This is a genomic window from Pseudomonas sp. TWRC1-2, from assembly GCF_049896685.1.
Taxonomy (GTDB): Bacteria; Pseudomonadota; Gammaproteobacteria; order Pseudomonadales; family Pseudomonadaceae; genus Aquipseudomonas.
Genome location: NZ_JAFCUU010000010.1, coordinates 176,272 through 197,453 on the forward strand (window position 1 = coordinate 176,272; position 21,182 = coordinate 197,453).

Consider the following 21,182-nt stretch of genomic DNA (forward strand, 5'->3'; position numbering starts at 1 on the left):
CTCCCACATAGGCCCACCGCACCGTTGATTTACGGTGTTATCGATAAAACACCCGATACCCCACCTGCCCCACCGCCTCATTGATCAACTGCCCGCTGCGCCACACCGACACAAACTCGGGCATCCAGCCGCCGAGCGGCCGGGCATTGTCCACGCCCAAAAATCCCACCGGCGCCGGCACCACGGTGAAGCCGGCCTTCTCAAAACTCCACACCGCGCGCGGCATGTGCCAGGCCTGAGTCACCACCACTACGCGCTTGATGCCTTGGGGCAGCAGTATCTCGGCACTCATCTGCGCGTTTTCCCAGGTAGTACGGCTGCGTTCTTCCTTCCAGCGCACCGTCACGCCGAAGTCATCCTGCATCGACACGGCCATCAACTCCGCTTCACTGGGCGGCGTGCCGTAGTGCAAGCCGCCGCTGGTCAATACCGGCAACCCGGAGGCCTTGGCCAGTCGCGCGGCATACCGCTGGCGCTCAAGGCCGATGCCGGTGGGCTGATCACTGCCCCAGGCCGGATCACCGCGTTCGCGCCCGGAGCCCAGCACCACAATGGCATCGGCGCGCTGCGCCAGCGTTGCCCACGCGTCACGCGCCAACGGTGGCTCGGTTTCCAGCGCATGCGCGCCCCATTGCACCATCACCGGCAGGCTGGTCAGCCACATCCCGCCCAACCCCACCACAAAGCAAAACCCGGCCAGGCGCGGACGGCTTTTACGAAACCACCAGGAAAACACCAGCAGCAGCAAAAAAATGCCGGGCGGCAAGAGCAATTGTTTAATGAAATAACGAAAAGGCATCGGGCATCTCCAAAGATGCCCGAAGCCTAGATGCAACGGGATTTAGCGACAATCTTTACCCACACATTTCGAGAAGGTCACTGGATAACGCGATGTTTCACCGAACGGCCCGAAGCTTTTCGGGGCCGCGACCGGCCGTCACATCCTTCAACCAGATTACCTTGGCCGAACGTGATGGCGCCTGGGCTGGCGGGGAAGCCGGCCCTTGAGAGGCACGCTGGTGATTCAATTCCAGGTAAACCTTGATCAATTCAAGCTCAGCCTGGCTCAAGCCTCGCAACTCCAATTCCAGAGGCCGTTCATCACGCAATCGGCCTGCGGTTCTGGCGGCATCCAATGCCCGCCCCAAACGGTCGATCAGTCCTTGGTACAACTGCGGTTTCGTTAAAGTTCGCTGCGATTCAACCATCCCCTCACCTCATTGAAGATAAGACTCACTCCCCAATAAACAGCGTAGTCCCCGTGGCTGCGCCTGCCCGGCGCCGCGACAGACGGCCCTGCCTGCGCAATCAGGGTTTCCCTCGATAGAGTGGGGTCATGTATGCTACGGCGCTTCCTGTAACTCCACTTCCCGCAGGGTTTGGGCACGGACGCGCCGCTTTTTGGTGTCGATCAACCTGAACATTGCACCGAAGAGGATTAGGCCACCCCTATTCAGTTCAAAAGTAGCCATGCACGAACAATATCAGCCCCGTGAAATAGAAAATGCCGCCCAAACCTTCTGGGACGAGCAAAAGTCCTTTGAAGTCAGTGAACAGCCAGGCAAGGAGACTTACTACTGCCTATCGATGTTCCCTTACCCCAGCGGCAAGCTACACATGGGGCACGTGCGTAACTACACCATCGGCGACGTGATTTCGCGCTACCAGCGCATGCTCGGCAAGAACGTTCTGCAACCCATGGGTTGGGACGCCTTCGGCATGCCGGCGGAAAACGCCGCGATGAAAAACAACGTGGCGCCCGCCAAGTGGACCTACGAAAACATCGCCTACATGAAGACCCAGCTGCGCAGCCTGGGCCTGGCGGTGGACTGGTCGCGCGAGGTGACCACCTGCAAGCCCGATTACTACCGTTGGGAACAATGGCTGTTCACCCGCCTGTTCGAAAAAGGTGTGATCTACAAGAAAAGCGGCACCGTGAACTGGGACCCGGTCGACCAGACCGTACTGGCCAACGAGCAGGTCATCGACGGTCGCGGCTGGCGCTCCGGCGCGCTGATCGAAAAGCGCGAAATCCCGATGTACTACTTCAAGATCACCGCCTACGCGGATGAACTCTTGTCGAGCCTCGACGACTTGCCGGGCTGGCCTGAACAGGTCAAGACCATGCAGCGCAACTGGATCGGCAAGTCCAAGGGCATGGAAGTGCAGTTCCCGTACAACGTCGATTCCATTGGCGTTGCCGGCGCACTGAAAGTCTTCACCACCCGCCCAGACACCCTGATGGGCGCGACCTACGTCGCCGTGGCCGCTGAACACCCGCTGGCCACCCAGGCTGCACAGAACAACCCAGAGCTGCAGGCTTTCATCGCCGAATGCAAAGGCGGCAGCGTGGCCGAAGCCGACGTCGCCACCCAGGAGAAAAAAGGCCTGCCAACCGGCCTGTTCGTCGAGCACCCGCTGACCGGTGAAAAACTGCCGGTGTGGGTCGCCAACTACGTGCTGATGCACTACGGCGATGGCGCAGTAATGGCCGTGCCGGCTCACGACGAGCGCGATTTCGAATTCGCCACCCAGTACGACCTGCCGATCAAATCGGTCGTGCGTACCAGCTCGGGTGATACCAACCCGGCCCCGTGGCAAGACGCCTACGGCGAGCACGGCGAACTGATCAACTCCGGCGAGTTCGACGGCCTGGATTTCCAGGGTGCCTTCGACGCCATTGAAGTGGCACTGATCAAGAAAAACCTCGGTGCCTCGCGCACCCAGTTCCGCCTGCGCGACTGGGGCATCAGCCGCCAGCGCTATTGGGGCTGCCCGATTCCGATCATCCACTGCCAAACCTGCGGTGACGTGCCGGTGCCGGAAGACCAGTTGCCGGTGGTACTGCCCGAAGACGTAGTGCCCGATGGCGCCGGTTCGCCGTTGGCGCGCATGCCCGAGTTCTACGAGTGCGCCTGCCCGAAATGCGGTGCACCGGCCAAGCGTGAAACCGACACCATGGACACCTTCGTCGAGTCCTCGTGGTACTACGCTCGCTACGCCTCGCCGCACTATGAAGGCGGCCTGGTGGAAAAATCCGCGGCCGACCACTGGTTGCCGGTGGATCAGTACATCGGCGGCATCGAACACGCCATTCTTCACCTGCTGTACGCGCGTTTCTTCCATAAGCTGATGCGCGACGAAGGCTTGGTCAGCTCCGACGAGCCGTTCAAGAACCTGCTGACCCAGGGCATGGTGATCGCCGAGACTTACTATCGCCGCGAAGCCAATGGCGCCTACACCTGGTTCAACCCGGCGGACGTAGAGCTTGAGCGTGACAGCAAAGCCAAGGTGATCAGCGCCAAGCTGAAATCCGACGGCCTGCCGGTGGAAATCGGCGGCACCGAGAAGATGGCCAAGTCCAAGAACAACGGCGTCGACCCACAGTCGATGATCGATCAGTTCGGCGCCGACACCTGCCGCCTGTTCATGATGTTCGCCTCGCCGCCCGACATGAGCGCCGAATGGTCCGACTCCGGCGTCGAAGGCTCGCACCGTTTCCTCAAGCGCGTCTGGCGCCTGGCGCATGCCCATGTCAGCCAGGGCCTGCCGGGCAAGCTGGACGTGGCGTCGTTGAGCGATGAACAGAAAGCCATTCGCCGCAGCACTCACCTGGCCATTCGCCAGGCCAGCCAGGACGTGGGCCAGAACCACAAATTCAACACCGCTATCGCTCAGGTGATGACGCTGATGAACGTGCTGGAAAAAGCACCGCAGGCGACCGAACAAGACCGCGCGCTGGTCCAGGAAGGCCTGGAAACGGTCGTTCTGTTGCTGGCTCCGATCACGCCGCACATCAGCCATGACCTGTGGAGCCGCTTGGGCCACAGTGGCGCGGTGATCGACGCCGGCTGGCCGGTACAGGATGACAGCGCACTGGTGCAGGACACGTTGCAGTTGGTGATCCAGGTCAACGGCAAACTGCGTGGCCATATTGATATGCCAGCCAGCGCCAGCCGTGAAGACGTCGAGGCGGCTGCACGGGTCAACGAGAACGTGCTGCGCTTTACCGAAGGCCTGACGATCCGCAAAGTGATCGTAGTGCCTGGCAAACTGGTCAACATCGTCGCCAGCTAATCGGATCGGGCGCAGGGCTTGGGCCCTGCGCCGAACCAAACCTTTAAGGCCTCGATAAGGCCCACATGGTTTCAAGGGGAGCAACAAAATGATCAAACGCAATTTGCTGGTGATGGGCCTCGCTGTGCTGCTGAGCGCTTGCGGCTTCCAGCTGCGCGGCACCGGCACCAATGAACTGAGCATCAAGGAACTGGACGTCAGCGCCCGCAACGCCTATGGCGACACCGTGGTTCAGCTGCGCCAGACCCTGGAAAACAGCGGTGTGCACGTCTACACCGGTGCAACCTACAAACTGGTCCTGGTGGACGAGCAGGAATCCCAGCGTAGCCTGAGCTACGCCAGCGCCGGCCGCGCGTCGGACGTTGAGCTCAATACGGCCGTCAACTATGAAGTACAAGGCCGTGACCACCTGTCATTGATGGCCGACAAGCTCGAAGTCCAGAAAGTTGTGAGCCACGACGGCAACAACCTGGTGGGTTCGGACTCGGAGATCATTCAGGTTCGCAAGGAAATGCGTCGTGAGCTGATCCAGCGCCTGATGGTACGTCTGCAACAGCTGACGCCGGAAAAACTGGCCGCTCTGCAGCAAACCGCCGACAACAAGGCCAAGGCTGACGCCGACGCCCTGAAAGCCGCAAAAGAGTACGAAGACAACACGCCGAAACAATCGCCTGTTGAAGTCCCTGTCGAGTAAGCCAGACGGGGCGCCCCTGGCGCCCCGTTTGCCCCGCCTATGAAGCTCGCCCCCGCCCAACTCGCCAAACACCTGCAAGGTGGCCTCGCGCCTGTCTATATCGTCAGCGGTGATGACCCGCTGTTGTGCCAGGAAGCGGCAGACGCTATTCGCAACGCCGCGCGCCAGCAGGGTTTCGATGAACGCCAGGTCTTCAGCGCCGACGCCAGTTTCGACTGGGGCACGTTGCTGCAAGCCGGTGCGAGCATGTCGCTGTTCGCCGAAAAACGCCTGCTGGAATTGCGCCTGCCCTCGGGCAAACCCGGGGACAAGGGCGCGGCGGCGTTGATGGAATACTGCTCGCGTCCCGCTGAAGACACGGTGCTGCTGGTCAGCTTGCCCAAGCTCGACGGCAGTGCGCAGAAAACCAAATGGGGCAAGGCGCTGGTAGAGGGGCCACAGACCCAGTTCATCCAGATCTGGCCAGTGGACAGCAACCAGTTGCCGCAGTGGATTCGTCAGCGCCTGTCCCAGTCGGGGTTGTCAGCGACGCAAGACGCTGTTGAGCTGATCGCCGCCCGGGTCGAAGGCAACTTGCTTGCTGCCGCCCAGGAGATCGAAAAGCTTAAGTTGATGGCCGAAGACGGGCAAATCACCGTCGAAACCGTGCAAGGCGCAGTGGCCGACAGCGCTCGCTTTGACGTGTTCGGGCTGGTGGACGCGATTCTTAACGGTGAACCCGCCCACGCCCTGCGCATGCTCGAAGGGCTGCGCGGCGAAGGCGTGGAACCCCCGGTGATTCTATGGGCGCTGGCCCGTGAGTTGCGGGTGCTGGCCAATATTTCGCTGCAATACAGCCAGGGCACTCCGCTGGACAAATGCTTCAGCCAGGCGCGGCCACCGGTCTGGGACAAACGCAAACCCCTGATGAGCAAAGCCCTGCAACGGCACTCGGCGCAACGCTGGGCGCAATTGCTGCTGGAAGCGCAACGAATAGACGCGCAGATCAAGGGCCAGGCGGCCGGTTCGCCGTGGATGAGCCTGAGCCGTTTGTCACTTTTGATGTCTGGTCAGCGCCTGTCGTTGCCGGCTGAATAACACCGCTCTCAAAAACACCACAATCCCAATGTGGGAGCGGGCTTGCTCGCGAAGACGGTGTGTCAGTTTATAGATCAGGCGACTGGCCCACCGCATTCGCGAGCAAGCCCGCTCCCACATTTTGATCGTGCACCTTTCCTACACCGCGCCGGGCTTTACAGCGGCGTCACTTCGGCAGATGATTTGCACCGCTTCATCCCACCGACAGAGAGTATCGACATGAGCAAAAAGCCATCCAAGCATGGCCCCAACAAGGCCAAATCCATCATCGCCCAGCCACTGTTCCGCAGCCGTCAGGAACGCGCCGGCAAGGGCAAAGGCAGCTACCGCCGCGAAGCCTTCCAGTCTAATAGCTGGGAGGCTTCCTACTTTCTGGCTGCCTGAAGGCAAGCGCCCCTCCGGCATGATAAGGTCTGTACCTGATTTGTAATCCCTGGACCTGTGCATGCCCTCTAGTCTTTCCCGTCGTTGGCACCTTCGCCAATTGATCGCTGCCTCCAGCCTCATTCTGCTTGTCGCCTGCGCGGAAAAACCCACCGCCGCAGACGCGCAACCCCTGCCAAAACTGCAGACTGTGCCGGCCGTCGCGCCCGCCGTCGTTGCGCCGTTGGCCGTGGACAACCTCGATATCCAACCGACCCAGACCTTTGCCGAATGGCAGGCGGCCTTTCGCGTGGACGCCCTGAAAGCTGGGATCACGCCCGCGGTGTTCGACAACGCCTTTGCCGGCGTCACCCCCGACATGGCGGTGATTCGCGCTGACCGCAGCCAACCGGAATTTTCCCGCCCGGTTTGGGAATACCTCGACGGCGCACTCTCGCCGGTGCGCGTACGCAATGGCCAAGCGTTGCTGATCAAGTACGCCGACATCCTGCAAAGCATCGAACAACGCTATGGCGTCGACCGCCAGGCGCTGGTTTCGGTGTGGGGCATGGAAAGCAATTTTGGCCAGTTCCAGGGCAATAATTCGGTGATCCGCTCCCTGGCCACCCTGGCCTACGAAGGCCGTCGCCCGGCATTCGCCCAGGCGCAACTGCTGGCGGCGCTGCAGATCATCCAGCATGGCGACATCCAGGCCGACCAGATGAAAGGCTCCTGGGCCGGCGCGATGGGCCAGACGCAATTTATCCCGACCACCTACAACACCCACGCGGTCGACTTCGACGGTGACGGTCGCCGTGACATCTGGAACAGCCCAGCCGACGCCCTCGCCTCCACAGCGCACTACCTGCAAAGCTCTGGCTGGCAAAAAGGCCAGCCGTGGGGCTTTGAGGTGCAACAGCTGCCGGCCAACTTTGATTACGCCCTGGCAGACGGCGGCGTGCGCAAGACCGTCGCCGAGTGGCTGAAACTCGGTATCCAGTTGCCACCTGGCGCGAGCATGCCGCCCAACGTCGACCAACTGTCCGCCGCCCTGTTGCTGCCGGCAGGCTACCGTGGCCCGGCGTTTCTGGTACTGGACAACTTCCGCGCCATCCTCAAGTACAACAACTCGTCGTCCTACGCGCTGGCGGTTGGCCTGCTGTCAGAGCGGTTTGGTGGCGGTGGTGTGATTCGTGGCGATTGGCCCAAAGATGAGCTTCCACTGAGCCGCTCCCAGCGCATCGATTTGCAGACAGTGCTGAGCGCCAAAGGGTATGACGCGGGCAATGCAGACGGCATCATCGGCGCCAACACGCGCAAGGCGATCCGCGCAGCGCAGCAGTCGTTGGGCTGGCCGGCGGATGGGTATCCGACGGTGAAGTTGCTGGAATCGTTGCAGAGCCGATAGACCTGCAATGGTGGCGAGCGGGCTTGCCCCGCGCTGGGCCGCGAAGCGGCCCTGATCAAGCAGAATACGGTGTATCAGCTGCGCCTGAGTGGCTGGTTTTAGGGCTGCTGCGCAGCCCGACGCGGGGCAAGCCCGCTCGCCACAAAAAAGGCCCGTGCGGTGGTTTTATCACCACGTCAGGGCTTGAACACTACATCCTGCTCCAACACCACCCGCTGCGCCCCCGCATCCAGCCGTACCAATGCGCCCATCGGCAGCGTCAGGTTCGGGTCGCAGTGCCCACTGCGCCAGCCGGACAACACCGGAATGCACAACGGTGCGAAGGTCTGCTTCAGCAGTCGCTCCAGCGCTGCTTTATCCACACCCGCCACATCGCCCACCAGCACACCGGCAATCTGCTCCAGCTTGCCCGCCAGGCGCAGGTGAGTCAGCAGGCGGTCGATACGGTAGATCGGCTCGTTGACGTCTTCGATCAGCAAAATGATGCCTTCGGCATCAATCTCATAAGCCGTGCCCATCACCGCCGCGATCATCGACAGGTTGCCACCCAACAAGCGTCCACAGGCGATACCTGGCTCAAGGGTGGTCAATGGGTAGGCCACCGGGTGCGCCACTACACTGCCGGCGCCAAGCTGGCCGCGCAGCATGCTGAACAGCGATGACTCCGTGGGCTGTTGCTTGTCGCCCAGCAAATCGGCATTGAACATCGGCCCGTGGAAAGTCACGAAGCCCGCGTAGCGGCTGATCGCCAGGTGCAACGCGGTGATGTCGCTGTAACCCACGAAAGGCTTGGGGTTGGCGCGCAGCAGGTCGTAATCCAGACGATCCAGCAAGCGTGGCGTGCCATAGCCGCCGCGCAGGCAGAAGATGGCATCGATGTCGGGGTCGGCGAAGGCCGCGTGAAGGTCACGCAGGCGCACGTCATCGCTGCCTGCGAGGTAACCGTCGCGTTCGTATACACCTGGGAAAATCCGCAGCTCATGGCCACGGGCGCGCATCCATTGCCCGGCTTTTTCAACGTCGAGGGCGGCAGGGCCGGCGGGGGCGATCAGGCCGATGATGCCTTCGGGGCGAAGTGCAGGTACCGCGGCCGCGAGTTGAGTTGTCATCCATGGGTCTCCCTGTATGACGCGGAACGAAATGTGGGAGCCGGACCCTGTGGGAGCGGGCTTGCCTGCGACGCAAACGCCTCGGTTTTCAGTCAAACCGAGGCGATGCTACGCGGGCAAGCCCACTTCTACATAAGCCCGCTCCCACATTGGATCTGCGGTGTTGCGCACATCGTTATTACGAAACCAGGCTAGCCTTGACCAGCTTGGCCTGCTCGTCAGCGTGGTACGAGGAACGCACCAACGGGCCAGACGCCACGTTCTTGAAGCCCATTTTGTAACCTTCCTCGGCGAACCAGGCGAAGGTGTCCGGGTGCACGAAGCGCTGCACCGGCAAGTGGCTGCGCGACGGCTGCAGGTACTGGCCGAGGGTCAGCATGTCGATGTCGTGTTCGCGCATGCGCTTCATGACTTCGATCACTTCCTCATCGGTCTCGCCCAGGCCCAGCATCAGGCCGGATTTGGTCGGGATGTGCGGCATCATCTGCTTGAATTTCTGCAGCAGGGTCAGCGACCACTGGTAGTCCGAGCCTGGACGCGCGGCCTTGTACAGGCGTGGCACGGTTTCCAGGTTGTGGTTGAACACATCCGGTGGCTCGGCCGCGGTGATTTCCAGCGCGACGTCCATACGGCCGCGGTAGTCCGGCACCAGGGTTTCGAGCATCACGTTCGGCGACAACTTGCGGATCTCGCGAATGCAGTCGGCAAAGTGCTGGGCACCGCCGTCACGCAGGTCGTCGCGGTCTACCGAGGTGATTACCACGTATTTGAGTTTCAGGTCGGCGATGGCGATGGCCAGGCTTTCCGGCTCGTTGACGTCCAGAGGCTTCGGCCGGCCGTGGCCAACGTCGCAGAACGGGCAACGACGGGTGCAGATGTCACCCATGATCATGAAGGTGGCGGTGCCGCCGGAGAAGCATTCGCCCAGGTTCGGGCAGGACGCCTCTTCGCACACACTGTGCAGCTTGTGTTTGCGCAGCAGGGCCTTGATACGGTCGACTTCCGGCGAAACCGGGATGCGCACGCGGATCCAGTCAGGTTTTTTCGGCAGTTCGGTGGTCGGGATGATCTTGACCGGGATGCGTGCAACCTTCTCGGCGCCGCGCAGCTTGACGCCGGCTTCCACCTTGGCACGCGGGGCCGGACGCTCGGTGATGTCCAGCGTCGGGATCATGGTTTGCACTGCATCAGTAGTCATAATCAGTCGATTCCGCCCGTAAGGGTCGTCTGCTCAGCATAGTCGAGGTGTTTGACGAGCTGCGCACGCAGCCGGGCACTTACCTCGGCAAATTTAATCGGTGTGGCGTGATCGCTCAGTTGGGTCATCGCCAACCCTGCATAACCGCACGGGTTGATGCGCCCGAATGGCGCCAGGTCCATGTCCACGTTCAGGGCCAGGCCATGAAAGGAACAACCGTGGCGGATCCGTAAACCGAGGGAGGCGATTTTCGCGCCGTCCACATACACACCGGGTGCATCGGGCTTGGCCGCGGCGCTCACGCCGTAACTGGCCAACAGCTCGATCAGGCAAGCTTCCATGCGGCTCACCAGGTCACGTACGCCAAAACCCAGCTTGCGCACGTCCAGCAAGAGATAAGCAACAAGCTGACCCGGCCCATGGTAAGTCACTTGACCACCTCGGTCGACCTGCACCACCGGAATATCCCCCGGCAGCAGCAGATGCTCAGCCTTGCCAGCCTGGCCCTGGGTGAATACCGGCGGGTGTTCCACCAGCCAGATTTCATCCGGGGCCGAGCTGCCGCGCTCGTTGGTGAAGCGCTGCATGGCATGCCAGACCGGCTCGTAGACCATCTGGCCGAGCTCGCGAAAGCCCAGGACCTGAGACATCACAGCACCATGTGCACGAAGCCGGTGGCCCGCAGTTCGCTGTTGATGTCGTAGAGCTGGTCTTGACCGGTCGCAACGATGTGCAACTGGATCGTGGTGTACTTGCCGTTGGAGCTCAAACGCTCGTCCACACGGTTGTCGTTGATCGTCGCGTGTTTACGCACGATCTCCAGAATCTTGTCTTTGTTGCCCACACCCGTATCGCTGATCACCTTGACGGGATAGTCCACGTTAGGGAATTCGATCTTTGGCGCCTTTACTTCTACTTCTTTATCGGTCATGGCGTAACGGCCTCGTAAGCGTAAGCCGTGGCGACGGGCAAAGCCCCGCGTCAGGTCGACGCGGGGCTTTGCAGGTGCACACTTATCAGTTGAACAAGCTGTAGAAGAATAGACGGATGCTATCCCACACGCGGCGGAAGATACCACCTTCGTCGACGGCGTCCAGCGCGATCAGGTCGGCGCTGTGCACCACCTTGTCGTCCAGCTTCACTTCGACTTTACCGATAACGTCACCCTTGGCGATTGGCGCAACCAATTGCGGGTTCATGGTCATGCTGGCAGCGAGCTTTTTCAGCTGGCCTTTAGGCATGGTCAACGTCAGGTCATCAGCCAGGCCGGCTTTGACTTGGTGGGTAGCGCCTTTCCATACCGGGGCTTGAGCCAGCTCAGCACCCTTCTGGTAGAAGGTCTGGGTTTCGAAGAAGCGGAAACCGTAGGTCAGCAGCTTTTGCGTCTCGGCCGCACGGGCCTGCTCGCTGTTAGTACCGAAGACCACGGCGATCAGGCGCTGGCCGTCACGTACAGCAGACGACACCATGCAGTAGCCGGCTTCGTCGGTGTGGCCGGTTTTCAGGCCATCGACAGTCTTGTCGCGCCACAGCAGCAGGTTGCGGTTAGGCTGCTTGATGTTGTTCCAGAAGAACTCCTTCTGGGAGTAGATCGCGTAGTGCACCGGGTCGACGCGGATGATCGCGCGTGCCAGCAGCGCCATGTCGTGAGCCGACGAGTAGTGCTCCGGGTTCGGCAGACCGGTCGGGTTCATGAAGTGGCTGTTGGTCATGCCCAGGTCGCCGGCCGTCTTGTTCATCATGTCGGCAAAGGCGTCTTCGCTGCCGGCGATGTGCTCGGACAAGGCCACGCTGGCGTCGTTACCGGACTGGATGATGATGCCGTGCAGCAGGTCGCTGACAGTCACCTGCGAACCCACCTTGATGAACATCCGCGAACCGCCGGTACGCCAGGCGTTTTCGCTGACGGTAACCGGGTCGTTTTCGCCGATCTGGCCGCGACGGATTTCCAGGGTCGCGATGTACGCCGTCATCAGCTTGGTCAGGCTCGCGGGTGGCAGGCGCTGGTCACCGTTGTTCTCGACCAGCACGTTGCCGCTGGCGGCATCCATGAGGACCCAGGCCTTGGCGGCCAGTTGCGGGGAAGCCGGCACCATTTCAACCGCCCAGGCGGCCGGGGTGATGATCAGCGAAAGAAGCAGGCACGTGCGTTTGGCTAAGGTGGTGATGTTCATCCGTCTCTCGAAATTGCTTATGGAAACTTGCCCTCGCGGGCAAAACTATTCAGACAGCCCGCTGCCAGACTGTCACGTGTTCGGTTGCCCGCTCACCCCTTGCCCCTGGGTTTTTATTGTTCAACGAGCCAACAACCAGGGCCCAGACCCGCGCACGCGCCTGAGCCATCAATCTTTCTTATTCGGCGGTGACCACGCTGGGTTGCCCCAGGTTGGCCAGGCGCACGCTGTTCTGTACTTGCGCCACTTCACTTGGCGAACCAATTGGCCCCATGCGCACACGGTGCAGGGTCTGCTGGTTACGCACGATGGAGCTGATGAAAACCGGCGCATTGACCATGCTGCTCAGCTTGGACCTTAACAGTTCTGCCGCATCCGGGTTGGCGAAAGCGCCGACCTGCAGGTACTGACCGCCCACCGTGGAAGCGCCCGGTGCTGCGTGCGGCACGACCACCGTGTCCGGTGCGTGCTGCGCCGGTGGCGGTGTCCACTGTTCGATCTTGCCGGTTGACGCGGTCACTTGCGGCTGTGGCGTTTGCGGCTCGTTGAGCATCAACGGCGCCGGTTTGCCACGCTGGGCCCAGTACTGCGCCGGGTCGATGCCTTCGACTTTGACGCGCGCGGTGCCGATTTCGGCGTAACCGAGTTTCTTCGCGGCGGCGTAGGACAAGTCGATGATCCGGTCCGAATAGAACGGCCCACGGTCGTTGACCCGCAGGATCACCGTGCGGTTGTTGTCCAGGTTGGTCACACGTACGTAGCTGGGCAGCGGCAGGGTCTTGTGGGCCGCGCTCATGCCGTACAAGTCATACACTTCGCCGTTGGCGGTGTTCTGGCCATGGAACTTGGTGCCGTACCAGGACGCCGTGCCCGATTGGACGTAGGTCTTGGAATCCTGCAGCGGGAAGTAATTCTTGCCCAACACGGTATACGGGTTGGCCTTATAAGGCCCGGTGTGCAGGGTCGGCGTGGCATCCGGGATTTTCGACACGTCGACATCCCACCACGGCGCGCCGTCTTTGTGCGCGCGGTTGATGTCCAGGCCCGGCTGGGCGCGGACGATACCGCCACCGCCCTTCTGGGCCGGCGCGCGGCTTTTGGTGGTGGTGGAAGAGCAACTGACAACCAGCAAGGACAACGCGGCAAACGCCACCAGCTTGAGCGGTTTATTGAACGGCGATGCCCGCATTACTTGTTGCCCCGTGCTTGGACCAGCATGTCTGACAGCTGATGCACGGCCATGGCGTACATCACACTGCGGTTATAACGCGTGATTGCGTAAAAATTCTTCAGGCCCATCCAGTATTCCGGGCCGTTTTCGCCTTCCAGGCGGAACGCCGTCACCGGCATATCGTCGCGTGGCGCATTCTGACTCGACCAGCCCAGGGCTCGCAACTCCCCGACGGTCTTGACCGGCTCGATTCCCTGGGTCAAACCTTCGTCGGCGCGCTCCCCGGTGACATCGGCACGGATCACCACCGGCTCGCCGGACACCCAACCATGGCGCTTGAAGTAGCTGGCCACGCTGCCAATGGCGTCATCCGGATTGCTCCAGATATTGATGTGGCCGTCGCCGTCGAAATCCACCGCGTAAGCACGGAAGCTGCTCGGCATGAACTGCGGCAAGCCCATCGCACCGGCGTAGGAGCCCTTGAGGGTCAGCGGGTCGACTTGTTCTTCGCGGGCCAGCAGCAGGAATTCGCGCAGCTCCTTGCGGAAGAACTCGGCGCGCGGCGGGTAATCGAAGCCCAGGGTCGACAAGGCGTCGATCACCCGGTAACTGCCGGTATTGCGCCCGTAAAAGGTTTCAATGCCGATGATCGCGACGATAACCTGGGCCGGCACGCCGTATTCCTGCTCGGCGCGGGCCAGCACGGCTTCATGCTGGCGCCAGAAGTCCACACCCCGCGCCACACGGGCGTCGGTGAGGAACATCGGGCGGTATTCTTTCCACTGTTTCACGCGCTCGGCGGGACGCGAGATCGCATCAAGGATCGCCTGCTTGCGCTGGGCTTCGCGGAACACGCCCATCAGCTGTTCACCGGCGAAACCGTAGTCGCGGGTCATTTCACCGACAAATTCGGCGACCTGGGGTGAGCCATCGTAGTCACCGGCCTGCGCCTCTTGCGTCGCGCCCAGCAGCCCAATCAGGCTCATCCAGGACGCATGCCGAGTCGCCCAGCCGCGCATTACTTGCATTGACATCTTCACCTTATTCAAACCTGTGCGATCCACTTGCGATGCGTGTGAATCGACATCAAAACCCCAAACGCTGACAGCAATGTCACCAGCGAAGTTCCGCCGTAGCTAATGAACGGCAACGGCACCCCAACCACCGGCAGCAGGCCACTGACCATACCGATGTTGACGAAAACGTAAACAAAAAAAGTCATGGTCAGGCTGCCGGCGAGCAGTTTGCCGAACAGCGTCTGCGCCTGTGCAGTGATCACCAAACCGCGACCAATCAACAGCAAATAAATCAGCAACAGCGCGCAAATGCCTACCAGGCCGAACTCTTCGCCCATCACGGCAATGATGAAGTCGGTGTGGCTTTCGGGCAAAAAGTCCAGGTGCGACTGAGTGCCCAGTAACCAGCCCTTACCAAATACTCCGCCGGAACCGATCGCGGCCTTGGACTGGATGATGTTCCAGCCAGTGCCCAGCGGGTCACTCTCCGGGTCGAGGAACGTCAGGATCCGCTGCTTCTGGTAGTCGTGCATAAAGAAGAACCACATGGCCACGGCCACGGGGATGGCGGCCGCGAGCACGCTGAGGATCCAGCGCCAGCGCAAGCCGCCCATAAACAGCACGAACGCACCGCCCGCGAGAATAAGCAACGAGGTGCCGAGGTCAGGCTGGCGCACGATCAGGATGAACGGCACGCCAATCAAGATCAGGCTGATGCCCACATGCTTGAGCTGCGGTGGCAAGGTGCGCTTGGACAAATACCAGGCGATGGTTGCCGGCATCAAAATCTTCATGAATTCCGACGGCTGGAAGCGAATCACCCCTGGAATGTTGATCCAGCGCGTCGCGCCCATGGCGTTGTGGCCCATCACGTCCACCACCACCAGCAGCAATACGCCAGCGACATAACCAAGCGGCACCCAGCGCGCCATGAAACGCGGTTCGAGCTGGGCGATCACCACCATCGACAACAGGCCCAGGCCGAACGACGACGCCTGCTTGATCAGCAGGTCCCAGTTCTTGCCGCTGGCCGAATACAGCACGAACAGACTGCCGGCCGCCAGGGTCAGCAGCAGGATCAGCAACGGGCCATCAATGTGCATGCGCTGCAATAACGTCGCGCGGCGACGCATCACATCCTCGCTGGAGAGGATGCGGTCAAAATTACTCTTCACGGGCCGTAACCTCGGTGCTTGAAGGGGGGCCGCCATATTCGGGCTTGAGCCGGCCGTCGTCGGCCAACAGCCAGGCGTCCATGATCTGGCGCACCACGGGCGCAGCCACGCCGGAGCCGGACTCGCCGTTTTCGACCATCACCGCCACGACGATTTTCGGGTCGTCTGCCGGGGCAAAACCGACGAACAAGGCGTGGTCGCGGTGGCGTTCCTGAACCTTGGAGCGGTCGTATTTCTCGCCCTGCTTGATCGCCACCACCTGCGCAGTACCACTCTTGCCGGCGATGCGGTATTGCGCGCCGGCCGCCGCTTTGCGCGCGGTGCCACGGGCGCCGTGCATCACTTGCTGCATGCCGTGGTTGACCTTGGTCCAGTCGGACGGGTCACGCAGCACGATGTCGGGAATCGGGTTTTCATCCACAGGCTTTTCGCCTTCGATGGTCTTGGCCAGGTGCGGACGGTTCCAGATGCCTTTGTTGGCAACCAGCGCCGTGGCCTGCGCCAGCTGCAAAGGCGTTGCCTGCATGTAACCCTGGCCGATACCAAGAATCAGGGTTTCGCCCGGGAACCAGGCCTGGCGACGGGTTGCGCGTTTCCACTCCCGCGACGGCATCAGGCCGGGGGATTCTTCGAACATGTCCAGGGAGACTTTCTGACCCAGGCCAAACTTGCCCATGTAGGCAGACAGCCGGTCGATGCCCAGCTTGTGGGCCAGGTCGTAAAAATAGGTGTCGTTGGAGCGCATGATCGCGGTGTCCAGGTCGACATAGCCGTCACCGGTGCGGTTCCAGTTACGGTATTTGTGATCGTAGTTGGGCAGCATGTAGTAGCCCGGGTCGAACACACGGCTTGACGCGGTGACCACGCCCGAATCCAGGCCGGCAATTGCCACCGCCGGCTTGATGGTCGAGCCCGGCGGATACAGCCCGCGCAGCACGCGGTTGAACAGCGGCCGGTCGATGGAATCACGCAGTTCGGCGTAGGCCTTGAAGCTGATGCCGGTGACGAACAGGTTGGGGTCGAAGCTTGGCTGACTGACCATCGCCAGCACTTCGCCGGTTCTCGGGTCCAGTGCCACTACCGCGCCACGCCGGCCACCCAGGGCCATTTCGGCCGCTTCCTGCAACTTGATGTCCAGGCTCAACACGATGTCTTTGCCCGGCACCGGGTCGGTGCGCTTGAGCACGCGCAGCACGCGGCCGCGGGCGTTGGTCTCGACCTCCTCGTAACCCACCTGGCCATGCAACTCGGGCTCGTAGAAACGCTCGATACCGGTTTTGCCAATATGGTGGGTGCCGCTGTAATTCACCGGATCGAGGCTTTTAAGCTCTTTCTCGTTGATGCGCCCCATGTAACCGACAGAGTGGGCAAAGTGCGGGCCTTGCGGGTAATGACGCACCAACTGCGCCACCACTTCCACACCGGGCAGACGGAACTGGTTCACAGCGATTCGCGCAATCTGCTCTTCGGTCAGCTCGAACAGGATCGGCACCGGCTCGAATGGCCGGCGCCCCTGCTTCATGCGTTTTTCGAAGATCACCCGGTCTTCCGGCGTCAGTTGCAGCACCTCGACGATCACGTCGAGGATTTGCTGCCAGTCACCGGAACGCTCACGGGTCATGCTCAGGCTGAAGCTGGGCCGGTTATCGGCCACCACCACGCCATTGCGGTCGAAAATCAGCCCACGGGTCGGCGGAATCGGCTGCACATGCACCCGGTTATTTTCCGACAGCGTGGAGTGATAGTCGTACTGGATCACCTGCAAGAAATACAGGCGCGCAATCAGCACACCGATCAGCCCCACCACCAGAAAGGCGCCGAACACGACCCGCGCGCGTACCAGACGTGCGTCTTTCTCGTGGTCCTTGATGCGGATCGGCTGGGTCATCGGCAGGGGCGCAGATTATTTGTGGTAAGGGTGCCCGGACAGAACTGTCCAGGCGCGATACAGCTGTTCACCGATCAGAATCCTTACCAACGGGTGCGGCAGCGTCAGCGCTGACAGCGACCAGCGCTGGTCCGCCCGCGCACAGACTTCCGGCGCCAGCCCTTCGGGGCCGCCGACCATGAAGTTGACCGTACGCGAATCCAGGCGCCAGCGATCCAGCTCCACCGCCAATTGCTCGGTGCTCCAGGGTTTGCCGTGCACCTCGAGGGTGACGATGCGCTCGTTGGGGCCGACCTTGGCCAGCATGGCTTCGCCTTCCTGACGGATAAAGCGCGCCACGTCGGCATTCTTGCCCCGGGTGTTGAGCGGTATTTCCACCAGTTCCAGCGACAGCTCAGCGGGCAGACGCTTGGCATATTCGTGCCAACCTTCTTCCACCCACTTGGGCATGCGTGAACCGACAGCGATCAGACGCAGGCGCACAGCCGTTCCTTATTCCTGGTCTTTGTTGAGCTTGTCGAAGTGCGCGTGGCCCACTTCCGGGCTGTGGTGCTTGCCATCAGCGGCACGGCTCTGCTCGGCGCCTTTCCACAGACGCTCCAGGTCGTAGAACTGACGGGCGTTGGACGTCATCATGTGAACGATCACGTCGTCCATATCCAGCAACACCCAGTCGCTGTCGCCCTTGCCTTCTTCACCCAGCGGCTTCACGCCTTGGGCTTTGACGGCTTCGCGAACCTTGTCCAGCATCGCGCCGATCTGGCGGTTGGAGGTACCGGTGGCGATGATCATGAAATCGGTGATGCTTTGCTTGTCGCGCACGTCCAGCACCTGGATGTCCTGGGCCTTAACGTCTTCCAGGGCAGCCACGGCGACTTTTACCAGCTCTTCGCCAGCCAGCTCAGGGCCGGTGTGCGCTTCAACTGGCAGCGGGGCGCTTTTGAAAGTGCCTTTGCGCTTAACTTTGCTTACGTCTTTGTTCGTCATATAAAACTCGTTTTGCTCGTATGTTCGGGCGCTTGCTGCACGACTGTGCGTGCGATCAAACGCGCCTTTTCAGTTCGACGCACGGTAAAGCCCGTGCGCATCGATGTAGGCCAGGACCGCGTCAGGCACCAGGAAACGTACCGACTTCCCGCTGGCCAGCAGTTGACGGATCTGGGTGGCGGACACCGCAAGCGGGGTCTGCCAGACGAATGCAATATTCCCGTTTGGCCCGGTCAGGGCCAAGGGGTCACTTACAGACCGCGCGGCCAGCAGGTTGCGCAAGGCATCCGGCGGTTCGCTGTCGGCATCCGGGCGTTGCAAAACCAGGATGTGGCAATGCTGGAGGAGTTCCTCCCAGCGATGCCAAGAGGGCAGGCCGCAAAATGCGTCCCAGCCCAAAAGCAGAAACAACTGGTCGTCTGCGGCCAACTCGGCACGCATCAGTTCCAGGGTATCGACAGTGTAGGACGGTTTATCGCGCTTGAGCTCGTGGTCGTCCACCACCAGCGGCGCAATGCCGTCTACCGCCAGGCGCACCATCTCCAGGCGTTGTTGCGGTGATACCTGCGGCGTATCGCGATGCGGCGGCCGCGCGTTGGGCATCACCCGCAGCTCATCCAGCGCGAGGGCGTCCGCCACTTCCAGGGCACTGCGCAAATGGCCGATGTGCACGGGGTCGAAGGTACCGCCGAGCAGCCCGATGCGTTTAGCCATCAAGTGCGCACGTGACCGTCGCCGAACACCACGTATTTCTCGCTGGTCAGGCCTTCAAGGCCAACCGGGCCGCGTGCGTGGAGCTTGTCGGTGGAGATGCCGATTTCCGCCCCCAGGCCATATTCGAAGCCATCAGCAAAACGCGTCGAGGCGTTGACCATCACCGAAGCGGAATCCACTTCGTTGAGGAAACGCCGGGCATCGCTGAAATGCTCGGAAACAATGGCATCGGTGTGCTTGGAGCCGTATTTATTGATGTGCTCGATGGCCTGGTCCAGGTCGTCGACGATGCGGATCGACAGAATCGGCGCCGTGTACTCGGTGTACCAGTCCTGCTCTATCGCCTCGATCACGTCCGCGCCCAACAGCTCACGGGTACGCTCACAACCGCGCAGTTCCACGCCCTTGTCACGGTAGATGGCAGCCAGCGGCGGCAGCACGCGATCGGCAATGCCGACGTGCACCAGCAGGGTTTCCATGGTGTTGCAAGGGGCATAGCGGTGGGTCTTGGCGTTGTCGGCGATGCGGATCGCCTTGTCGATGTCGGCGGCGATGTCGATGAACACGTGGCACACGCCGTCCAGGTGCTTGATCACTGGCACCTTGGCATCGCGGCTCACGCGCTCGATCAGGCTCTTGCCACCGCGCGGCACGATCACGTCGACAAATTCCGGCATGGTGATCAGCGCGCCAACGGCGGCGCGGTCGGTGGTTTCCACCACTTGCACCACTTCAGCCGGCAACTCGGCCACGGCCAGGCCCTGCTGAATGCAGGCGGCGATGGCGCGGTTGGAATTAATCGCCTCGGAACCGCCACGCAGGATCGTAGCGTTGCCCGACTTGAGGCACAGGCTCGCGGCGTCGATGGTCACGTTCGGGCGCGACTCATAGATGATGCCGATCACGCCCAGGGGCACGCGCATTTTGCCGACCTGGATACCGGACGGCAGGTAACGCATGTCGCGGATTTCACCGATGGGGTCAGGCAGCTTGGCCACCTGACGCAGGCCTTCGATCATATCGTCGATACGCGCCGGGGTCAGCGCCAGGCGGTCCAGCAGGGCTGGCTCCAAGCCATTGGCGCGGCCATTGGCCAGGTCCAGTTCATTGGCGGCGGCCAGCTCGGAGCGCGAAGCATCCAGAGCATCGGCGGCGGCCAACAGGGCACGGTTCTTCTGCGCAGTGCTCGCACGGGCGATCAACCGCGAGGCCTGCCGGGCAGCGCGACCCAGGCGGGTCATGTAGTCAAGAACGGACTCAGTCATGGTCAGGGAGTCTTGGCAAAGAGGAAAGCGGCAGATTATAGCTGTGACGCCGCCCGACTGACAGCGGTGAGGGGCGGATGGTCGAAATGAACTGTAAAAACTTAGGGTTCAGCGGTAATTAAGGTGGGAGTTGTTATTATTCCGTCACATTTAGCCGCATTAACCCTGATCGCCATGTCCAGTTTTGCCCCTCTGCTCCCCGCCAGCGCCCTGCCCGACAGCTTCTTCGACCGTGACGCGCAACTACTCGCGCGCGAATTACTCGGAAAAGTCATACGCCACCGCGTGGGCGATATCTGGCTTTCAGCGCGAATTATTGAAACCGAAGCCTATTACGTGGCCGAAAAAGGCAGTCACGCGTCGCTCGGCTACACAGAAAAGCGTAAGGCTTTGTTTCTGGATGGCGGGCACATCTACATGTACTACGCCCGTGGCGGTGATTCGCTGAACTTCAGCGCCCAGGGCCCAGGCAATGCCGTGCTGATCAAATCGGCGTATCCGTGGGTCGATGACATCTCCGGCCCGGCGAGCCTGGCGCAGATGCTGCTCAACAACCCCGACGCCAACGGCCACCCTCGCCCCACGCAGAAACTCTGTGCGGGCCAGACGCTGCTGTGCAAAGCCTTGGGATTGAAAGTGCCGATGTGGGATGCCAAGCGTTTTGACCAGGAACTGCTCTACGTTGAAGACGTCGGCCAGGCGCCGTCGCAGATCATCCAGACCACGCGCCTGGGCATCCCCAGCGGGCGCGATGAACATTTGATGTACCGCTTTGTCGATGCTGGCTATGCGCCTTATTGCACCCGGAACCCGCTGCGCCGGGGCCAGGTCGAAGGCCGCGATTACTTTTTGGTTTGAACAGACTG

At 61.5% G+C, this 21,182-nt stretch carries 21 protein-coding genes; 6 read left to right on the plus strand and 15 right to left on the minus strand.

The features are described 5' to 3' along the window. Positions 1-37: 37 nt before the first annotated feature. Together ACP7B3_RS25630 and ACP7B3_RS25635 are read right to left on the minus strand one after the other, a co-directional pair. Entirely contained in the window at positions 38-799 is a 762-nt protein-coding gene (locus tag ACP7B3_RS25630; RefSeq protein ID WP_426181772.1) for a YdcF family protein, read from the minus strand. 97 nt (positions 800-896) lie between these two features. Then, a complete protein-coding gene (locus ACP7B3_RS25635) occupies positions 897-1,208 on the minus strand; it encodes a hypothetical protein (RefSeq protein ID WP_426181775.1) in 312 nt (103 codons plus the stop codon). A gap of 262 nt (positions 1,209-1,470) precedes the next feature. Here ACP7B3_RS25635 and leuS point away from each other — a divergent pair, with 262 nt between their 5' ends. The 5 genes from leuS to ACP7B3_RS25660 all read left to right on the plus strand — a co-directional run bounded on the left by leuS (position 1,471) and on the right by ACP7B3_RS25660 (position 7,619). Further along, positions 1,471-4,077, plus strand: coding sequence for a leucine--tRNA ligase (gene leuS, locus ACP7B3_RS25640; protein ID WP_426181778.1), 2,607 nt, complete (start codon positions 1,471-1,473; stop codon positions 4,075-4,077). Positions 4,078-4,165: 88 nt separating this feature from the next. Next, on the plus strand, positions 4,166-4,771 hold the full coding sequence (gene lptE / locus ACP7B3_RS25645; protein WP_145162460.1) for an LPS assembly lipoprotein LptE: 606 nt from the start codon (positions 4,166-4,168) through the stop codon (positions 4,769-4,771). Positions 4,772-4,810: 39 nt separating this feature from the next. Continuing rightward, positions 4,811-5,848 carry a DNA polymerase III subunit delta gene (holA, locus tag ACP7B3_RS25650; protein ID WP_426181781.1) on the plus strand — a complete coding sequence of 346 codons (1,038 nt, stop codon included), beginning with the start codon at positions 4,811-4,813 and terminating at the stop codon, positions 5,846-5,848. Positions 5,849-6,067: 219 nt separating this feature from the next. Next, the gene (gene arfA, locus ACP7B3_RS25655; RefSeq protein ID WP_003176285.1) at positions 6,068-6,232 is read left to right on the plus strand and encodes an alternative ribosome rescue factor ArfA; all 165 of its coding nucleotides are present in this window, start codon (positions 6,068-6,070) and stop codon (positions 6,230-6,232) included. A 61-nt stretch (positions 6,233-6,293) separates the two neighbouring features. Beyond that, on the plus strand, positions 6,294-7,619 hold the full coding sequence (locus ACP7B3_RS25660; protein WP_145162466.1) for a lytic murein transglycosylase: 1,326 nt from the start codon (positions 6,294-6,296) through the stop codon (positions 7,617-7,619). A 176-nt stretch (positions 7,620-7,795) separates the two neighbouring features. On the opposite strand, the gene ACP7B3_RS25665 is transcribed toward ACP7B3_RS25660, so the two are convergent. The 13 genes from ACP7B3_RS25665 to ACP7B3_RS25725 all read right to left on the minus strand — a co-directional run bounded on the left by ACP7B3_RS25665 (position 7,796) and on the right by ACP7B3_RS25725 (position 20,316). Further along, complete coding sequence (locus ACP7B3_RS25665) at positions 7,796-8,728, minus strand: S66 peptidase family protein (RefSeq protein WP_426181785.1); 933 nt, start codon at positions 8,726-8,728, stop codon at positions 7,796-7,798. Positions 8,729-8,906: 178 nt separating this feature from the next. Next, complete coding sequence (gene lipA / locus ACP7B3_RS25670; RefSeq protein WP_090401916.1) at positions 8,907-9,926, minus strand: lipoyl synthase; 1,020 nt, start codon at positions 9,924-9,926, stop codon at positions 8,907-8,909. A gap of 2 nt (positions 9,927-9,928) precedes the next feature. Then, the gene (lipB, locus tag ACP7B3_RS25675; protein ID WP_426181789.1) at positions 9,929-10,576 is read right to left on the minus strand and encodes a lipoyl(octanoyl) transferase LipB; all 648 of its coding nucleotides are present in this window, start codon (positions 10,574-10,576) and stop codon (positions 9,929-9,931) included. Next, positions 10,576-10,857 carry a DUF493 domain-containing protein gene (locus ACP7B3_RS25680; RefSeq protein WP_017136054.1) on the minus strand — a complete coding sequence of 94 codons (282 nt, stop codon included), beginning with the start codon at positions 10,855-10,857 and terminating at the stop codon, positions 10,576-10,578. Before ACP7B3_RS25680 ends, lipB begins: the two co-directional genes overlap by 1 nt. Before the next feature lie 85 nt (positions 10,858-10,942). Beyond that, positions 10,943-12,100, minus strand: a complete 1,158-nt coding sequence (locus ACP7B3_RS25685; protein WP_106579372.1) for a D-alanyl-D-alanine carboxypeptidase family protein — start codon at positions 12,098-12,100, stop codon at positions 10,943-10,945. A gap of 178 nt (positions 12,101-12,278) precedes the next feature. After that, positions 12,279-13,289 (minus strand): septal ring lytic transglycosylase RlpA family protein, encoded by a 1,011-nt coding sequence (locus ACP7B3_RS25690; RefSeq protein ID WP_426181794.1) that lies wholly within the window; start codon positions 13,287-13,289, stop codon positions 12,279-12,281. Continuing rightward, the gene (gene mltB, locus ACP7B3_RS25695; RefSeq protein ID WP_426181797.1) at positions 13,289-14,299 is read right to left on the minus strand and encodes a lytic murein transglycosylase B; all 1,011 of its coding nucleotides are present in this window, start codon (positions 14,297-14,299) and stop codon (positions 13,289-13,291) included. Before mltB ends, ACP7B3_RS25690 begins: the two co-directional genes overlap by 1 nt. A 17-nt stretch (positions 14,300-14,316) precedes the next feature. Then, positions 14,317-15,420 carry a rod shape-determining protein RodA gene (gene rodA, locus ACP7B3_RS25700; protein WP_057703348.1) on the minus strand — a complete coding sequence of 368 codons (1,104 nt, stop codon included), beginning with the start codon at positions 15,418-15,420 and terminating at the stop codon, positions 14,317-14,319. 31 nt (positions 15,421-15,451) lie between these two features. Next, the gene (gene mrdA / locus ACP7B3_RS25705) at positions 15,452-17,350 is read right to left on the minus strand and encodes a penicillin-binding protein 2 (protein ID WP_242201786.1); all 1,899 of its coding nucleotides are present in this window, start codon (positions 17,348-17,350) and stop codon (positions 15,452-15,454) included. A 15-nt stretch (positions 17,351-17,365) separates the two neighbouring features. After that, complete coding sequence (gene rlmH, locus ACP7B3_RS25710) at positions 17,366-17,833, minus strand: 23S rRNA (pseudouridine(1915)-N(3))-methyltransferase RlmH (RefSeq protein WP_003176297.1); 468 nt, start codon at positions 17,831-17,833, stop codon at positions 17,366-17,368. Between the two features lie 9 nt (positions 17,834-17,842). Further along, positions 17,843-18,337, minus strand: coding sequence for a ribosome silencing factor (gene rsfS, locus ACP7B3_RS25715; protein ID WP_003215432.1), 495 nt, complete (start codon positions 18,335-18,337; stop codon positions 17,843-17,845). Positions 18,338-18,406: 69 nt separating this feature from the next. Further along, positions 18,407-19,051, minus strand: coding sequence for a nicotinate-nucleotide adenylyltransferase (gene nadD / locus ACP7B3_RS25720; protein WP_106579377.1), 645 nt, complete (start codon positions 19,049-19,051; stop codon positions 18,407-18,409). After that, on the minus strand, positions 19,051-20,316 hold the full coding sequence (locus tag ACP7B3_RS25725) for a glutamate-5-semialdehyde dehydrogenase (RefSeq protein ID WP_426181802.1): 1,266 nt from the start codon (positions 20,314-20,316) through the stop codon (positions 19,051-19,053). Before ACP7B3_RS25725 ends, nadD begins: the two co-directional genes overlap by 1 nt. A 174-nt stretch (positions 20,317-20,490) precedes the next feature. Between ACP7B3_RS25725 and ACP7B3_RS25730 the strand changes: the two genes are divergently transcribed. Then, complete coding sequence (locus ACP7B3_RS25730; RefSeq protein WP_426181805.1) at positions 20,491-21,174, plus strand: DNA-3-methyladenine glycosylase; 684 nt, start codon at positions 20,491-20,493, stop codon at positions 21,172-21,174. Positions 21,175-21,182: the final 8 nt, after the last annotated feature.

What these genes read in the sequence shown, in the direction of transcription:
- rodA (WP_057703348.1), bottom strand. Translation starts at nt 15,420, where the DNA reads ATGCGTCGCCGCGCGACGTTATTGCAGCGCATGCACATTGATGGCCCG.
- leuS (WP_426181778.1), top strand. Translation starts at nt 1,471, where the DNA reads ATGCACGAACAATATCAGCCCCGTGAAATAGAAAATGCCGCCCAAACC.
- ACP7B3_RS25635 (WP_426181775.1), bottom strand. Translation starts at nt 1,208, where the DNA reads ATGGTTGAATCGCAGCGAACTTTAACGAAACCGCAGTTGTACCAAGGA.
- mrdA (WP_242201786.1), bottom strand. Translation starts at nt 17,350, where the DNA reads ATGACCCAGCCGATCCGCATCAAGGACCACGAGAAAGACGCACGTCTG.
- ACP7B3_RS25725 (WP_426181802.1), bottom strand. Translation starts at nt 20,316, where the DNA reads ATGACTGAGTCCGTTCTTGACTACATGACCCGCCTGGGTCGCGCTGCC.
- ACP7B3_RS25690 (WP_426181794.1), bottom strand. Translation starts at nt 13,289, where the DNA reads ATGCGGGCATCGCCGTTCAATAAACCGCTCAAGCTGGTGGCGTTTGCC.
- arfA (WP_003176285.1), top strand. Translation starts at nt 6,068, where the DNA reads ATGAGCAAAAAGCCATCCAAGCATGGCCCCAACAAGGCCAAATCCATC.
- ACP7B3_RS25660 (WP_145162466.1), top strand. Translation starts at nt 6,294, where the DNA reads ATGCCCTCTAGTCTTTCCCGTCGTTGGCACCTTCGCCAATTGATCGCT.
- rsfS (WP_003215432.1), bottom strand. Translation starts at nt 18,337, where the DNA reads ATGACGAACAAAGACGTAAGCAAAGTTAAGCGCAAAGGCACTTTCAAA.
- nadD (WP_106579377.1), bottom strand. Translation starts at nt 19,051, where the DNA reads ATGGCTAAACGCATCGGGCTGCTCGGCGGTACCTTCGACCCCGTGCAC.
- lptE (WP_145162460.1), top strand. Translation starts at nt 4,166, where the DNA reads ATGATCAAACGCAATTTGCTGGTGATGGGCCTCGCTGTGCTGCTGAGC.
- lipA (WP_090401916.1), bottom strand. Translation starts at nt 9,926, where the DNA reads ATGACTACTGATGCAGTGCAAACCATGATCCCGACGCTGGACATCACC.
- ACP7B3_RS25665 (WP_426181785.1), bottom strand. Translation starts at nt 8,728, where the DNA reads ATGACAACTCAACTCGCGGCCGCGGTACCTGCACTTCGCCCCGAAGGC.
- ACP7B3_RS25730 (WP_426181805.1), top strand. Translation starts at nt 20,491, where the DNA reads ATGTCCAGTTTTGCCCCTCTGCTCCCCGCCAGCGCCCTGCCCGACAGC.
- holA (WP_426181781.1), top strand. Translation starts at nt 4,811, where the DNA reads ATGAAGCTCGCCCCCGCCCAACTCGCCAAACACCTGCAAGGTGGCCTC.
- mltB (WP_426181797.1), bottom strand. Translation starts at nt 14,299, where the DNA reads ATGCAAGTAATGCGCGGCTGGGCGACTCGGCATGCGTCCTGGATGAGC.
- lipB (WP_426181789.1), bottom strand. Translation starts at nt 10,576, where the DNA reads ATGTCTCAGGTCCTGGGCTTTCGCGAGCTCGGCCAGATGGTCTACGAG.
- ACP7B3_RS25630 (WP_426181772.1), bottom strand. Translation starts at nt 799, where the DNA reads ATGCCTTTTCGTTATTTCATTAAACAATTGCTCTTGCCGCCCGGCATT.
- ACP7B3_RS25680 (WP_017136054.1), bottom strand. Translation starts at nt 10,857, where the DNA reads ATGACCGATAAAGAAGTAGAAGTAAAGGCGCCAAAGATCGAATTCCCT.
- ACP7B3_RS25685 (WP_106579372.1), bottom strand. Translation starts at nt 12,100, where the DNA reads ATGAACATCACCACCTTAGCCAAACGCACGTGCCTGCTTCTTTCGCTG.